17 protein-coding genes and 3 pseudogenes are annotated in these 14,962 nt (G+C 31.4%); 13 read left to right on the forward strand and 7 right to left on the reverse strand.

The annotated features are described in order from the left end of the window. Positions 1 to 90 precede the first annotated feature (90 nt). Entirely contained in the window at positions 91 to 1,080 is a 990-nt protein-coding gene (locus ACTJJ9_RS20550) for a PIN domain-containing protein (RefSeq protein ID WP_145585277.1), read from the reverse strand. An 828-nt stretch (positions 1,081 to 1,908) separates the two neighbouring features. On the opposite strand from ACTJJ9_RS20550, the gene ACTJJ9_RS20555 reads away from it, so the two are divergent. The 5 genes from ACTJJ9_RS20555 to ACTJJ9_RS20575 all read left to right on the forward strand — a co-directional run bounded on the left by ACTJJ9_RS20555 (position 1,909) and on the right by ACTJJ9_RS20575 (position 6,850). Further along, positions 1,909 to 2,667, forward strand: coding sequence for an ABC transporter permease subunit (locus ACTJJ9_RS20555; RefSeq protein ID WP_440768849.1), 759 nt, complete (start codon positions 1,909 to 1,911; stop codon positions 2,665 to 2,667). Continuing rightward, positions 2,668 to 3,612, forward strand: coding sequence for an ABC transporter permease (locus ACTJJ9_RS20560; RefSeq protein ID WP_440768850.1), 945 nt, complete (start codon positions 2,668 to 2,670; stop codon positions 3,610 to 3,612). 363 nt (positions 3,613 to 3,975) lie between these two features. Then, a complete protein-coding gene (locus ACTJJ9_RS20565; RefSeq protein ID WP_145585283.1) occupies positions 3,976 to 5,781 on the forward strand; it encodes an ABC transporter ATP-binding protein in 1,806 nt (601 codons plus the stop codon). Further along, a complete protein-coding gene (locus ACTJJ9_RS20570; protein ID WP_440768851.1) occupies positions 5,778 to 6,299 on the forward strand; it encodes a MauE/DoxX family redox-associated membrane protein in 522 nt (173 codons plus the stop codon). The genes ACTJJ9_RS20565 and ACTJJ9_RS20570 overlap by 4 nt, the downstream gene beginning before the upstream one ends. Further along, positions 6,296 to 6,850 (forward strand): thioredoxin fold domain-containing protein, encoded by a 555-nt coding sequence (locus tag ACTJJ9_RS20575; protein ID WP_145583517.1) that lies wholly within the window; start codon positions 6,296 to 6,298, stop codon positions 6,848 to 6,850. Before ACTJJ9_RS20570 ends, ACTJJ9_RS20575 begins: the two co-directional genes overlap by 4 nt. 975 nt (positions 6,851 to 7,825) lie before the next feature. Here the strand turns inward: ACTJJ9_RS20575 and ACTJJ9_RS20580 are convergent. Further along, on the reverse strand, positions 7,826 to 8,107 hold the full coding sequence (locus ACTJJ9_RS20580) for a hypothetical protein (RefSeq protein ID WP_255451972.1): 282 nt from the start codon (positions 8,105 to 8,107) through the stop codon (positions 7,826 to 7,828). 59 nt (positions 8,108 to 8,166) lie between these two features. On the opposite strand from ACTJJ9_RS20580, the gene ACTJJ9_RS20585 reads away from it, so the two are divergent. The 4 genes from ACTJJ9_RS20585 (at position 8,167) to ACTJJ9_RS20600 (ending at position 9,661) form a co-directional block, all read left to right on the forward strand. Continuing rightward, positions 8,167 to 8,514: a FixH family protein gene (locus tag ACTJJ9_RS20585; RefSeq protein WP_255451974.1), complete on the forward strand. Its 348-nt coding sequence runs from the start codon at positions 8,167 to 8,169 to the stop codon at positions 8,512 to 8,514. A 183-nt stretch (positions 8,515 to 8,697) separates the two neighbouring features. Then, positions 8,698 to 8,907 (forward strand): hypothetical protein, encoded by a 210-nt coding sequence (locus ACTJJ9_RS20590; protein ID WP_025910116.1) that lies wholly within the window; start codon positions 8,698 to 8,700, stop codon positions 8,905 to 8,907. A 125-nt stretch (positions 8,908 to 9,032) separates the two neighbouring features. Next, complete coding sequence (locus tag ACTJJ9_RS20595; protein WP_039238847.1) at positions 9,033 to 9,473, forward strand: Hsp20/alpha crystallin family protein; 441 nt, start codon at positions 9,033 to 9,035, stop codon at positions 9,471 to 9,473. A gap of 2 nt (positions 9,474 to 9,475) precedes the next feature. Beyond that, entirely contained in the window at positions 9,476 to 9,661 is a 186-nt protein-coding gene (locus ACTJJ9_RS20600) for a hypothetical protein (protein WP_058005451.1), read from the forward strand. Positions 9,662 to 9,776: 115 nt separating this feature from the next. Here the strand turns inward: ACTJJ9_RS20600 and ACTJJ9_RS20605 are convergent. Further along, positions 9,777 to 9,995, reverse strand: a pseudogene (locus tag ACTJJ9_RS20605) (IS66 family transposase); the annotation flags it as partial. A gap of 21 nt (positions 9,996 to 10,016) precedes the next feature. Between ACTJJ9_RS20605 and ACTJJ9_RS20610 the strand changes: the two are divergent. After that, a pseudogene (locus ACTJJ9_RS20610) lies at positions 10,017 to 10,202 on the forward strand (transposase domain-containing protein); the annotation flags it as partial. Here ACTJJ9_RS20610 and ACTJJ9_RS20615 read toward each other — a convergent pair. Beyond that, positions 10,118 to 10,441, reverse strand: coding sequence for a DnaB-like helicase N-terminal domain-containing protein (locus ACTJJ9_RS20615; protein ID WP_076315514.1), 324 nt, complete (start codon positions 10,439 to 10,441; stop codon positions 10,118 to 10,120). The pseudogene ACTJJ9_RS20610 and the gene ACTJJ9_RS20615 overlap by 85 nt on opposite strands. A gap of 738 nt (positions 10,442 to 11,179) precedes the next feature. Between ACTJJ9_RS20615 and ACTJJ9_RS20620 the strand changes: the two genes are divergently transcribed. The 3 genes and pseudogenes from ACTJJ9_RS20620 to ACTJJ9_RS20630 all read left to right on the forward strand — a co-directional run. Continuing rightward, positions 11,180 to 11,389, forward strand: a complete 210-nt coding sequence (locus ACTJJ9_RS20620) for a YuzF family protein (protein WP_031538343.1) — start codon at positions 11,180 to 11,182, stop codon at positions 11,387 to 11,389. A 24-nt stretch (positions 11,390 to 11,413) separates the two neighbouring features. Further along, entirely contained in the window at positions 11,414 to 12,304 is an 891-nt protein-coding gene (locus ACTJJ9_RS20625) for a manganese catalase family protein (protein ID WP_031538344.1), read from the forward strand. Positions 12,305 to 12,322: 18 nt separating this feature from the next. Beyond that, a pseudogene (locus ACTJJ9_RS20630) lies at positions 12,323 to 12,439 on the forward strand (cell wall hydrolase); the annotation flags it as partial. Between the two features lie 128 nt (positions 12,440 to 12,567). Here ACTJJ9_RS20630 and tnpC read toward each other — a convergent pair. The 3 genes from tnpC to ACTJJ9_RS20645 form a co-directional block, all read right to left on the reverse strand. Beyond that, on the reverse strand, positions 12,568 to 14,160 hold the full coding sequence (gene tnpC / locus ACTJJ9_RS20635; RefSeq protein WP_145583521.1) for an IS66 family transposase: 1,593 nt from the start codon (positions 14,158 to 14,160) through the stop codon (positions 12,568 to 12,570). A gap of 100 nt (positions 14,161 to 14,260) precedes the next feature. After that, a complete protein-coding gene (gene tnpB / locus ACTJJ9_RS20640) occupies positions 14,261 to 14,614 on the reverse strand; it encodes an IS66 family insertion sequence element accessory protein TnpB (RefSeq protein ID WP_140384346.1) in 354 nt (117 codons plus the stop codon). Then, positions 14,611 to 14,805, reverse strand: coding sequence for a hypothetical protein (locus tag ACTJJ9_RS20645; protein WP_039238838.1), 195 nt, complete (start codon positions 14,803 to 14,805; stop codon positions 14,611 to 14,613). The genes tnpB and ACTJJ9_RS20645 overlap by 4 nt, the downstream gene beginning before the upstream one ends. Positions 14,806 to 14,962 lie beyond the last annotated feature (157 nt).

Below are 14,962 nucleotides of genomic sequence, written 5' to 3' on the forward strand. Positions count from 1 at the left end.
GGCGGAAGTTATAGATTATCAAACGCTTTATCACGTGCAAGATAAATTAAAACGATTGGGTGGCAAAACTCTGCAAAATTTCTTGCGCAACTATGCACTTTTTTCTTGCAAAATACAATAGTCTTCTGAAAAACTTTCAAAGTCACTTAAAAGATTTTCTTTACATTCATTTAAATACTCCATCATTTTATCTACTTTTGGGAGGTCTATTATAATTTGTTCCCAATCTGCTGAGAGTGAAATTAAACCACCTGCTTCTCTATTCCTCTCCATTTCTTCATACTCAAACTCTTCATATAACTCTCTCTCTCTTTCATGTTCTAACTCCTCTAACACACCTGCATGTTCGATTTCATCTCTAAAATCATCTAATAAAGTCTTAGTAAAATGTATTCTATAATTAAATTGATTAGTAAGCTCAGCTAAATCTAGACTTTCCTTTATATCCGAATGCAGTTCAGAGTTTTGTTGTTGCTCAGAGAAGTCTTTTGGGTTTCTAGCGATAAAAAATATTTGATCATCTTGAGTAAAATTAATACTATCATTTTCTTTAATATTTATTAATGTTTCTATTATTACTGCATCTGCAATAGAATCTTTTTTAGTATCGTTATAATGAAATGGTCTTTTCTTATGTAATTTTCTTATATTCGCTCTATGTAGTATGTTTGGTGTTTCTTCAAGAATTATTACATTCTCATGCTCAAATAGTTTATTAAAAAGTGCATGTGCATCAGAAATATATTGATTTTTCTTTTCTTCAAACAATGAATGTAAGTCTTTAATACCAGTTTTTACAGCTGGTATTAATGCTGTAAATGCTCTCATCTCCTCAACATTATTTATCCAATAAAGTCCCTCAACCCTTTTCTTGATATCTTTCAGTTCATTAAATATTTTTTCAATTTCTGTATCTAAATGTCGTTTTACCTCAGTTATAATAATAGATGGTACAAGTAATCTAATTTCTCCAAAATCTAATAATTTCTGCATTTGATTATAGGATTCAGACTTATGACCTTTATTCCTTGATACAACCATATCTAAATAAATATTAGTATCTAATGCTAAGTACTTCATATATTATTTTTCTCCTAATTTTTAGTTTTTGAGTTTAACCTTAGTGGCAAAACATATTATATTCAATATTTATAAGTAAAATTTTAACACAATTCGTATATATTTACACAAAGAGCGGAACTTAATTAAACTGCATCTTAATTTCTATAGTCCTTTCCAAGAATATGGAGAGGTGGGCATGAGATAGCCTGTTTTGGCTGAGTCAGAATCGTTTGATAAACATGGCTTTGCTTATAATCAGCAGGGAATTGACAGTAGTTTTGACCTTGTTTGATTTTTGGTATTTGCTAAATAAAAAAACAGGAACCTAAAATATAGGTTCCTGTATCAAAGTAAAAACATTAAATAATTTATGCGTTTTTATTCCACTCCGTTAAGAACTTCTTTTCAGTTTGGTATGCTTTAAATGCATCTTTAAATGTTGGGTATCTCTCTGTTAATGCGTTAATACCTGTAGCGAAAAAAAATAATGGTAGACGATTAAGTTGATGTAAAGAAATCTAGTGATTTTCATTCTTCTAAGAAAGCATGATAGGTGTTGATTTATAAAAAAATTTGTTTTGTTAATAAAGTTTATACAGAGAAATTTTTTAGAGTGATATCAAGTATCATACATTCTTAAAAATACATTTTTTAGTTTTTATTACAATTATTTTAAATAAGCAGTCAAATATATATGTTACAATAGGAAATAAATTACATGACAATATGGGAGGATATTATGGGGAAATATAAATTCATAAAAAAACTCTTATTTTTAATAATACAGGTATTTTTGTCCATCATTATAATCATCTCAATAAGTACTACCCTATTCTCCTAAAGGATATGAAACTTAATTTCATAGAGTATTTTAAAGCTAATCTAAATTTAATAAATAAATTAATTCATTTTGATAACAGTACCTACTGGGTAAATGGCGAATTGTTTCCGCAAATAATAAATAAAAGTTATGAAACTTTTAATGTATTTATTATCACTTTTTTCATATCAATAGTTATTTCAACAATTCTAACCTGCATAATTTTTACATTTTTTCAGAAAAACAGTAGTCTTATAGGGGAAATTTTAGATTATATAGATGCTATTCCAGATTTACTTATCATAAGTCTACTCCAGCTCTTTGTTATCACATTTTTTAAGAAAACAGGAATTTTATTAGCTAAGATAAGTGGCTTCGGGCATGAATCTAGTGTGTTATTACCAATAATTATTTTATCAGTACCTTCAATTACATATTTTACAAAGGTTTCCTTACTAAGTGTTAAAAATGAAGTAATCAAAAATTATATATTATTAGCCAAATCAAAAGGGCTATCTAACACTTTTATTTTTAGTAGACATATTTTTAGAAATATTTTATATGAATTATTTATTAATTCCAAGACTCTTATATGGTCAATGTTATCAACACTTGTAATAATAGAATATTTATTTCAAAATCAGGGGATCTTCCACTTTTTACTTAGTTATAGAGAACCAGAAGTCTTTGTATTAGTTATGTTGCTTATTTATCTTCCCTTTTTTGTTTGCTACAAAATAGCCTTATTATTTATTCCAAATAATTATGAAAAGGATGTTAAATAAATGCTGAAATATTTATATAGAGACAAAAAGTTCTTATTGAGTTCTTTCTTTATAGTTTCTTTATTGCTATTGAGTATAGGCAATTCAATAATTTTTGATGGGGAAATTAAGCAAACAAATATGAAATTCGATAGTAATGGCGATTTTATTTCCAGTCCCCCATTTCCTCCTTCCTTTGAACATCCATTAGGAACCGATATTCATGGTTATGATTTATTGAATATCATTATTGAAGGTTCAAAATATACAATTGGTTCTGCTTTAATAGTAACAATTCTAAGGATAGGCATAGCCTTTTTATTTTCATCGTTGTTATCAACCTATCTTTATAAATGGATTCCTTTATTAAGAACAATCACTGAACCTTTTACAATTATTCCTCAAATTTTAATAGCTTATTTCCTTTTAGTAAATGTCCTTATTATTCCTCCAGATGGAAAAGCAGAACCATTTATAATTAGGGCTTTATTTGAAACAATAGTATTAACTTTTATTGCTATACCTACATTAACATTACATATAACTTCCCTAATGAGAAGTTATTGGAATGAGGATTTTATAGAGACTTCAAAGGTATTAGGCGGTACAAAACTCCATATATTTTCAAGGCATATACTCCCTCGTTTTAGTGAACAAGGAATTCTTTTATTTTTACAGCAATTTATCCAAGTACTAACTATATTTGCTCATTTAGGGGTATTGAAAATATTTTTTGGAGGAACTTTTGTAGACTATAGCCAAGTTGATGCTCCAAAAACTCTTTCGTATGAATGGTCTGGATTAATAGGGAGTTATTATCCGTTATTAAAAACTAAACCTTGGATACCCCTTATTCCGATAATATTTTATACACTTACAGTAATTTCTCTTGTAGTAATAAAAAATTCAATTAGAGATGCTTTGCATAGTAAAGATAAAAATATTAAAGAGATTATTAATAGTTAAAAGGTGATTTTAAGTCATACTATTTATTAGTAATAATTTACTATTATTTAATTATATAAAATAGAATAAATTTACTTAATTTTAAAAAAATGTCAAAAATAGATAATTTTCTGAATAAATTATGTTACCATGAATATGTAATATTACAATAATATATGCGAAGGGAGAGAATTAATAATGGAATTTATCGCTTTAGGTCCATGTTATGAAGGTTGTCCGTGTGGTTATTTCCCTGTATGTGATGGTTCTGGTCCAGGACCAGGAAATTATTGCTATTGTGAACTACTTTCATAGTAGTAATTTTCGAAAGCTCTACAAGCCACTAGTTACTAGTGGCTTGTTTACTAAGAAGGTGTAAATATAATGATGATAAGTTTTGCCTTAAAAATTGCATGGAATCAAGCGAAGTCTTGGATAATAATAACTAGCTTAATACGACTAATTAGTGGAATACTACCTATCTTTACAGTAATAATTACTGAAAAATTAATAAGAGAGATTGTTCAATTCATTAATTTACCTAGTAAAGATATAACACCTATTCTTTATTTATTATTGATACAATTACTCCTTATGATTATTAAACCGACTTGTAATAATATTTTCAATTTAGTGAATATTAGAGCGGAAAAGGAAATTGACCATTATTTAGAAAATAAAATCTCTGAAAAAACCTCCTCCTCTCCAATTTTTTACTTTGATAATCCATCTTTTAATGACCATTTAGAAAGATTAAAATTTAAAAAGGGACAGAGATTATTAAGTCCATTATCTTCTTTATTTATGGTTATACAACATGCAATAACGTTAATTTCACTAATGATTTACTTGTGTAGCGTTCATTGGATTTTAGCATTATTAAGCATTCTCGTAACGGTTCCATATTTAGTATATGAAAAAAAGTTTGGTCTAAGTACGTTTGTTCTTTATAAAAATCAATCTCCTGAAACACGGATGACTAACTATTTAAGTTTGCTAATGTCTAATAAGCAAAGTGCAATGGAGCTTAAATTATTTAATTCCAGAGAATATATTTTAAATAAATGGTCGAAAGTATTTAAAAAATTAGCAAAACAAGAAATAAGTTTAGGACAAAAAAGAGAGCTAATGTATATTGGAATCTCCTCTTTATCTGCTACAGTCTATTTTATTTCATCTTTACTTGTTGTGTGGATATTAAAAACGGGGAAATCTGTTAGTGTAGGTAGCTTTGTGGCTGTCATGCAAGCTTTTCAAGAATCTCAAACAAATCTACAAGGACTTTCAAAAAACATTAGTCAAATATATAATGAGTCCCTTTACATATCAGATTTATATAATTTTTTAAACTTTGAAGACGATAAATATAATTATTCAAGTAAAAGGACTGAAGATTTTCCTCCCCTGATAAATAAGGGGATTGAAATAGAAAATTTAAATTTTACATACCCTTTTAACAATAATCAAATTTTAAAAAATATTAATTTAACTATAAAACCTAATGAGAAGATAGCAATAGTTGGAAGTAATGGTTCTGGCAAAACAACTCTTATTAAATGTCTGTTAGGTTTATATCCCACAAAAGATAATGAAATTAAAATCGAGGGATTATCACTCAATCGTATTAAGTTAGATTCTATATTTCAGGAAGTTACGACTATATTTCAAGATTTTATGAAATATAATCTTACTGTTAAAGAGAATATAGCATTCAGTGAAAATTTAGATAATGTGAATAACGAAAGGTTGACAAAAATTATTGAAGATAATAATTTAAATAAATTCATTGGGCAATTACCTAAAGGATTTAATACCATTTTAGGTAGAATGTTTAATAATGGTGAGGAACTTTCAGGAGGACAATGGCAAAAGATTGCTCTATCAAGAGCTTTATTTAAAGGAGGACAATTGTTTATTCTGGATGAACCGACTTCAGCATTAGATCCAAAGGCGGAAATAGAAATTTTTGAAAAATTCAATGATTTGGTTAACAATCAAACAGCCATTTTTATTTCTCATAGAATGGCTTCTGCAAAAATGGCTGATAAAATAGTGGTGATGAAAAAAGGTGAAATTGTTGAGATTGGTAACCACGAAGAGCTTATCTTAAAAAATGGTGAATATGCTGAAATGTATAACGCACAGGCAAAATGGTATAAAGAAACTAATTTATTGGAGGTAGGAAATTGATTGAAAGTATTTTTTCATTATTAAACATCAGCTTAGTTTTAATCTTCTTAACTTCATTGGTAGAAAAAATAATAAAATATAAGATAAGTTTAGAACATATTTCAGCTTATAAAATAATCCCTATGAGTTTTATAAAAAGCTTTTTTACATTGACTATGATAATTCATTTATTCATTTCTATAAGTTTAATTTTTAATATATATTTTGAAGTTGGAACTATATTAGCAATTTTTATTATAATTATTTATACAATTGCAATTGTAATAAACTTAATTAGGAAAGTAAAAATTGATTGTGGTTGTGTAGGGTTACTTGGTGACCACGAAATCTCTTGGAAACTAGTTTGGAGGAATTTATTTATAGTATTATTGATAGCAGTAAATTATATTGGTGAAAATTATTTAGATTACTCTTTTAATTTCTATAATATATTATTACTTTTAAATTTATATTTCTTGTATTTAATAATTATTCAATTAATTTCAATAAATAAATATAAGGAGGGATTGATTAAATGATACAAAATACACTACTAACTATTATAATAATTCAAACATTGTTACTCGGTTTAATGGTATTTATGCTTAAACAGTTCAGTGAAATTATAAAGAAGAATAAAAGTGCTATTAATCATCAAGGTACACAACAAGCTCCACTTCATACGCCATTAAAACAATTTCCTGAATTAAAATTAAACTCAATTAATTTGAATCAAGAGTTAGTTTCGATTGAAAAGAATGCTTTAGAAAATTACTTAATAATATTTATAAGTCCTGGTTGTTCAGCTTGTAAAGAGTTGATTATTAAATTATTGAATATACTCAAAGTAAATAACAAAAATAAAATTAAACCTATATTGATATCTATGCATAAGGAAAATGTTGAAGAATACATTAATTTAGTTGAAGAATTAAAGATTCCAATTGTTCACTCCGAAGAAATAGTGAGGAAGATTGGAGTTCGTGGCTTTCCAACTGTAATTTTCACTGGAAGTAATCTAGATGTAAAAGATGTATTTTTAGGAGCTAATGTGTTTAGACTTGAGAGTTTATTTAGTAAAGTAGCTTAAAGAAAGGATGGTTGTCATTAAAAGACTAATTAATATTATTGTTACGATTTTTTTACTAATAGGTATCAACTTTATTATTTCCCTTGTCTTTAATGCGGGCTTTTTTGATTATTCATTTTTAGTTGGAATATTAGCAATGGTTGTAATAAAATTTTTCAATTCTTCAGGTGGGTATACATCTAAACAAATTGATATGCAAATCCAAGGAACTACGGGAATAAGAGTTGATCAAAATGAGAACAAAAAATTTTATGCAGGGTCGGCTTTTTATACATCTTTAATCTATACAATTGTATCTATAATTATATTGGTAATAACTTATAAGGATTACTTGGATTTTTAACTAGTTACATTTTGTTATGATATTTACTCACTTTCTTTCAACAAATAAAACCATTTGATTTCTATTTTAAGACATCAAACGGTTTTATTTGTATTCTACGTATCCACCACTATACATTTTATACTAAACCCATATGTTTATATCTGGTTAGTAATAGATTTAAATCGATATCAGTCGATATTTGAAAAGATTTTTGATGATTCAGAAATAATAAAAGTAGTAAGTAGTACCGTCTTGTAAAAGCATTATTTATTTTAATAAAGTCCATATGATGTAATCTATTAATAGTTTTCTCATTTATTTAATAATCACTTTTTAACTACCTTTTACATCTAATCCCCCAATTGTTATATATCCTTCTTTCATAATTAATATTGGTTTATTAGTGTTCTAGAGTTGCGAAGAAAAAAGAAAAAACTCACTAATTTCTTAGTAAGTTTCTGTAACAGTTTTACAAGTTAAGATATTTGCTCTCCTAAATACTCTTCTAGATATTGATTTACCCTTTTTATCAATGCCTTTTCAGAAGAGTTAATGAGTAAACTATTAGAGTGGGAATCATAAAAAGAAGCTTAGAACCTTGGTTTAAAATGGTTCTAAGCGCTTGTTTTTGTATATTACAAACAATAACTTTATTCTTCAAGTCCAATTTCATAACAGTCTCCACTTGAAAGCTTCTTTTCCAATAAAACGCCTTCATATTGTTCTTTAATAAAATAATTTTGAAGATCAAATTCATCTTTAAGATATACGTCTATAATTCTTTGGAATAATGACTTTGCATAACCTTCTGCAAAATTTACTAAGTAAGGTATAAGGTTTTTTGCCACATAGCCATTATGAACAATTTGATTTCTCGACTTATATATATAATCAATTGTTAACTTAACTTCATCTTTTTTATTACGAAGCACCTGTAAAGCCTTTCTATTATCTTTATAAAAATCAAGAGTATCTTCAATAATGTCTCATCATTCCGAACAATTTTTCGGCAAATGAACAAGAAACGATAAAGGCCATTCTTACCCAAAAAGGGAAAAGAGTGGAGGATGCAGACTTTGTTCATTTTGAAATATGGAAACAGGATGGCTCGATTAAATATTCGATGGAAGAAGCGAAAGAACTAGGAAACGGTATTTATAGTATAAGCAAGGATTTTAATCATGACGGCCTCTATTTTGTCAAAGTACACGCAGGTCATAATGGCTCCATTATCATGCCTAAAAAGCAATTTGTCGTAGGAGAACTTTCGGAAAGTGAATTAGACTCCCTACAAAAAGGGACACAAAATGAAAATGAGGGTCATGAGCATCATCATTAAGAATAATAGTATTATCGTCTTGAATTTTAATAATCTAAGAATAGTCTTGCTTCAATGAGGGGCAAGGCTTTTCTTTTTATGCAGGTATTTAATTCATTAACTGTAAGCCCCCATTCAAACAACGCATATAAACACGCAGCACCTCCTGGTACGATACATGTATCAATCAAAGGAGGTGTTAGTATGCAACATAAAAAGTATTCACTGTATAAAAATGGAGTATACTTACATGATTTTGATACTATGACTGAATGCTCCAAATGGTTAGAGAATATTATAGGAGGCTCTTTGTATCAGGGCTTGAGCAGGATTAGAGATGGAAAATGGATACCTGATGAAAGGTCACAGCTTTTTGGATATGAGGTTAAAACTAATGACACTGAGGAGAGCTAATTAGGCTCTCCTTTTTCTGTAATAGGATGCTTTTCTAAAACTGACTCAGCTTATCCCTTAAATGAATAATTACATAGTAAATGTAAAAAATATATTTGTTAAAAATAACTAAGGAGATGATACAAATGGCATTAATACCTTATGATCCATTTAGACAATTAACTAACATTAGGAGAGATTTTGACAGATTATTCAATGATTTCCCTTTTCATTTAGACAATGAAATGAATCAATTGGGGAATATAAGAGTGGATGTTCATGAAACAGATAAAGAGGTAGTAGCAACTTGTGACATTCCAGGCTTACAGAGTAAAGAAGATGTAAACATTGATATTGAAAATAATGTATTGAGAATTAGTGGCTCAATTAACAGAACTAATGAGATTAAAGAAGAGAATATGCATAGGAGAGAAAGATACACAGGTAGCTTTCACAGAGCTATTACACTACCAACTCCTGTTTCTGAGGAAGGTATAAAGGCTTCTTATAAGAATGGTGTACTAGAAGTTATCATGCCTAAACAAACTCAAACAAATAAAAAGAGAATTGATGTGGATTTCCATTAAAAATGAGCAGTTTGCTACCTGTTATGAAAGAGTTTGGCAGGGATTACTTGCAGGAAATTGCTGAGGAACAACCTGACCTAGTTGATTTGCTAATTTTAAGCTGCCATTTACCTCAGGCAAAGAAAAAAATTATTTTAAATGAGCTGACTAATAATATTAAAAATTCCTACCAGCATTACTTCCTTTGAGGTAATGCTTTTCTTTTGTAAGCCCGAACTATAAAAAATAAGCATACCTTAACCGTACGCATCATAAATCACCGTATATCATGATTTTTTTAATCAGATATACGGTGATTTCATTTTATCTGCCACATTCTGCTTGGATCATTTTTGACCAAGGCATATATTGATTTAAAATTTCCGAATGTGGATAGATATCAAGATTCGGAAAATCCGTCAGTAACTTCAAGAGATAACGATAGAAATCCACTCCGTTTGCTTTTGCCGTTTCTGCGATACTTAAACAGATGGCGTTGGCTTTTGCACCAGCTTCACTGACGGAAAAGAGCCAGTTTTTTCTTTTATGTGTTTAAGTCCTAAAAGGAAAAACTGGATTTTTGCAAACACTCCGAAAGGAGCGAAGGCTAGTGCTGTGACTTATAGTATTGTAGAAACAGCCAAAGAAAATGGGCTTAATCCTTATCAATACTTGATGTACATTTTCGAGAAGCTTCCCAATGTAGATGCGAGTAATGAGAACGCCATTGATCGGATTTTTAAAGCCTGATTTTCTACTTCTGTCAAAAATGTCTCGTCATATTCAAATTCCTGTACCTCCGATAAATATCTTATATTTTTTGCTGCTTCAATTCCTCGCCTACGCAAGGCTTTCGATTTTACCAAATCACAATAATAAATGGTATTCGCTGTAGTTGGTACTGAGCCAGCTAATTGAGTAAGATAGGTTACGCCGCCCACATCCTCCAGTATCCCTTTTTGATTTAGTTGTTCGGAAACAGTGACCACATCAATATCTTTATAGCCACCCTTTATACTCTTTAATTCTGGTTTTAATTCTTCCTCTGGAATAAGTAATGATAAGGTTTTGAATAGTTTGTCATCACCTTTGTTGCTTAACTCTGCTGCTAATTTATTTACATACCAATTAGGTGCTCCTGTCGCAATTAATCATATCGGCACATGTTTCAACAGATTTTTCAAAGCGATAAATAAATACAACTTCAATATATCTTTGTCCATCTTTCGAGTGCGGCTTAATGACTTCTAATTTTTGAAATAGGCCCGAGATTTACTGGTGTTCCATACAATTATAAATTGTTATACACAACTTCCAGTAGCTTGATAATATTGTCTTGACGTTGAAACAGTTCGTCCTGACGTTGAAATAGTTTGTCAAGAGTTTTCGTTATACTTTGAATGGCATTACCTGTGCCATAAAGTTTATTCTTGAACTCTACAAGCCCTTGCTTTATCTTTTCAATTTTATTGTCAATTACATCGGCGTATGCGAGCCATAGTATAAATTCGTACATAAAAGGATTAGATTAGTCATTCCTAGGTCCAGTTTAAAAAATTGGGTATTGCTAGGCCTAGTTTCGTATTGCAAAAAATGTGCTATTGCCGTTTATTATTTTCAGGATAGTATTTAACAACAAGAGTCAAATTGAACAGTTGTTTTTCAGTCTTTTTTCATATCGAGAAACATATACTCAGTAAGAATGACTTTAGAATAGGAGGATCTAAATGACAAACAACAACCTGTTAAGCTTTTATGATCCATATGTTTATCAGACATTAACAACCATTGTTGGTAAAATTGTTACTGTTCAAACCATAAGAGGTAGCGTTCGTGGCTCCTTGAAAAATGTATTGCCAGATCACATTGTTGTCGAATCTAACGGAACTCCCTTTTTTATTCGTACCCAGCAAATTATTTGGGTTTTTCCTGGTTAACAAAAAGGAAGTGGAGGGGAAATAATGTTTAAAAGAATAAATAAATTGGCAATTGAACTTCCTATACCCGCACACGGCGATATGAATGCTGCAGCAGCAGTACAAGAACTCTTGGGTGGCAAGTTTGGGGAGATGTCTACCTTAAATAACTATATGTTTCAGTCTTTTAACTTCAGAAATAAAAAAAAGCTAAAACCATTCTATGAGTTAGTGGCAAGCATTACAGCAGAAGAATTTGGTCATGTAGAACTTGTTTCTAATACGATTAATTTGTTATCGGTAGGTAATACTTTTCCAGGGAATCCGGATATCACTCCACTTCAAAATGGGAAGGATGCGAGAAACACCCACCATTTTATTTCTACAGCTCAAACGGCTATACCAGGTGATTCAATGGGAAGACCTTGGACTGGTGATAATGTTTTTAATAGTGGAAATCTGGTTTTAGATTTAACACATAACTTTTTTCTAGAGATTGGTGCACGTACACATAAAATGAGAGTTTATGAGATGACTGATAACCCAGTTGCTAGAACCATGATTGGGTATTTACTTGTTCGTGGAGGAACACATATCCTCGCCTATGCGAAAGCAATCGAAATTGCTACAGGGGTAGACTTGACGAAAATGCTTCCAGTTCCAAATCTTGATAACTCAAAATTTGATTATGCCAGACCGTTCATAGAAAAAGGCTTAAGCAATGTGCTATTCACATGGAGCGAAACAGAATACAGGGATATCGGAATGATTTGGAAAGGAACAAATCCGGAAAATGGGCAACCGCTTGAAGTGAAAATTGGTACTCCTGAAGGCGGACCAATTCCAAACTTAGAGGAGTTACCTGAAGAATTTGCTCCTGGTATTACTAGGGACGATTATGAATTAATCAAAAAACGTCTAATGGAAAATTTATAATAGATTTTTTGTAGGAAAGTTTTTCAACGACCTGGAGGATTTGAAGCAACTATAAGAGGATATTTTTACCAAGCAGCTAGAGAAACAGAAATTAGGTTAGCAAGGAGACTAATTAAAGGAGAACGATTTCATCCATTACTTCCTTTGAGGTAATGCTTTTCTTTTGTAAGCCCGAACTATAAAAAATAAGCATACCTTAACCGTACGCATCATAAATCACCGTATATCATGATTTTTTTAATCAGATATACGGTGATTTCATTTTATCTGCCACATTCTGCTTGGATCATTTTTGACCAAGGCATATATTGATTTAAAATTTCCGAATGTTGATAGATATCAAGATTCGGAAAATCCGTCAGTAACTTCAAGAGATAACGATAGAAATCCACTCCGTTTGCTTTTGCCGTTTCTGCGATACTTAAACAGATGGCGTTGGCTTTTGCACCAGCTTCACTGACGGAAAAGAGCCAGTTTTTTCGACCCATCACATTTGGACGAATGGCATTTTCGGCTGGATTATTATCAATTTCGATACGGCCATCCTTCAAGAATGCTTTTAGTCCATTCGCTCTGTTCAGAGTATATTTAGCTGCTTTTGCAAGCGCATTTTTGCCGTAGAATGGTGATTTTTCAACCCAGTCAAGGAATTTCTTAACGATTGGCAACGCAAACTTTTGACGTTTCTTTCTTCGCTTACTGGGAGACAGATGCTTGAATTTCCTTTCAAGTCGATACAAAGCATCACAATAGCTGACACCGATTTGTCCGTTCTTGCTGTTCGCTTTCATCCAATAACGGCGAACATGCGCCCAACAATTTGCGAAGGTGACGCCTTCTATTTTGTCATAGGCCGAATAACCATCACAGACAATCGTTCCGGAATAATCTTCAATGAAGCTTTCGAGAACAGACCGAGCACGTGATAATGAACTTTGAAACAGGACAATCGTTGGACCTTGACTGGGCACACTTCGATAGACCCAATTGTAGGCGTTAGACTGACCAGATTTGCCATCGGAACGGTTGATAATTTGTGAATACGTTTCATCGACATGTAGAATGGTTTTAGCCATCATCAAAGACTTCATTCGTTCGTAAATAGGCAATAGCCAATCGTGTGAGGCACGAATGACCCAATTGGAAAGGTTCTTATCATTCGTGTTCAGGCCATAACGCTCCCATTCCTTTACCTGACGGTAAAGAGGTAAGTATTGTGAAAATTTATCATACATCACTTTGGCAAGTACGCTAGGACTTGCGATGCTACGTTGAATGGGAGGTTGTGGCGCTTTACCACGTTTAATCTGCCCTTTTTGTAATGAATCGCTTTTGCATTTTTTACATTCATAAGCGTGTTCAATATGTTGAACTTTCATCATTTTCGCAGGAATAAATTTCGCCTCTTCACGCACGATTGTACTGCCCATTTCTATCATTTGATCATGGCAACCGTCACAGATTGTATTTGCTGGATGATGGTGAATAGCTTCTATTTCAATATCTTCACGCAAGGAATCATTTCGTTTTTTTGGTTGAATTTTTCGTACAACAGTATAAGAAATGGTCTGTTGGCTTTGTTCTTCTGTGTGCTCAGGATCAGTAAAAGACGGGTCATCCTCAAATAAGGACACTTGCCCGTCGGGCGTATTGTATTTGGATTTTTCTGTTTTAGAGCCATATAAGAGCTTGGTTAAGTGTTGAAGTTGTTGCGTTAACGATTCAATCTGTTTCAACGATTGATCCAACTTTTTCGATAACTCTTTATTTTGTTGATTCGAATGAGCTAATTGATCTTCAAGCAATCGAATTAATTTCTCAGATTGATTTTCATTCGTAGAAGAAACGTTCGTCACATCATTCACCACTTTCGTTCAGTTTCGTTCAGTTTCGTTCCTCCTATTATAATCAGTTCGAACAGTGAAAATAAAGATAAAAATAACGACTTGAACGAATTTAGAACGCACCTTTTGGCGATGGTTGAATGGCTTTTGGCTGCTGAATGGATAACCCTTCAAGGAGCCAGCGAAGCTCCTGTTGTGAAAGATGGCGTACTTCATTTTCATCTTTTGGCCATTGAAGTTTTCCACTATCCAAACGCTTATACAGCATGGCGAAGCCATCACCATCAAAATACAGACATTTATAGCGGTCTTTACTCCACCCTGAAAATAAGAAAATGGAATCGCCATATGGATCAAGTTCGAAAGAATCTTGAATCAGTGTGGCAAGCCCATCAATTCCTTTTCTCATATCTGTCTTACCGCAAATGATATAAATGTTTTTAACACTTGTATAGTCGTGTTTCACCCATTTTTCAACTCCCTCATGACCGCTTGGATGATATGCTCATCTACACCGTTAAAGAAGGAAATTTCAGCGTTTGCTGTTTTAATCGTGCAAGTAGGATTGGAGGAAAGCACTGTTGGCTTTGTTGCAGAATTATTTTCGTTTTCGGTATGTAATGTAACGGGAACAATGGTTAGTTTTTGTTGTGGCATAGGAAAAGCACCTCCTTTTATTGATACATGTATCGTACCAGGAGGTGCTGCGTGTTTATATGCGTTGTTTGAATGGGGGCTTACCATTAACTCTTTTAAACTATGGAAATATAGTGGAATTTCTAATAAAAGCAATATTTGCGTTTTCTTGTAATTA

Source organism: Metabacillus sp. 22489 (genome assembly GCF_052044855.1).
GTDB classification, from domain to species: Bacteria; Bacillota; Bacilli; order Bacillales; family Bacillaceae; genus Metabacillus; species Metabacillus niabensis.